This is a genomic window from Rhodococcus sp. FG69, from assembly GCF_057808915.1.
Genome location: NZ_JBMDIX010000139.1, coordinates 1 through 348 on the forward strand (window position 1 = coordinate 1; position 348 = coordinate 348).

1 pseudogene is annotated in these 348 nt (G+C 66.7%); it reads left to right on the forward strand.

From position 1 onward, the window contains the following. A pseudogene (locus ACODSO_RS29340) lies at positions 1-348 on the forward strand (HNH endonuclease signature motif containing protein); the annotation flags it as partial.

The window sequence follows — 348 nt, forward strand, 5'->3', positions numbered from 1 at the left end:
CACGCCGAATACCCCGACGGCCACGGAGGACACCACACCCCACCACCCGGAGCGCTGCGCTACACCCCCAACGCAGCCCTGGCCCACTGGGTCCGCACCCACCACCCCACCTGCCGACACCCCGGCTGCACCGTCCCCTCCACCCGCTGCGACCTCGACCACATCGTCGAATTCGACCACCACAACCCCGAACACGGAGGCTGGACCATCGCCACCAACCTCGGCCCCTTCTGCCGCACCCACCACAACCTCAAAACCAGCAAACACTGGACCACCGAACGACTCCCCGACGACGTCATCCGCACCACCGACCCACACGGCAACAACTACTTCAGCCCACCCGAACTA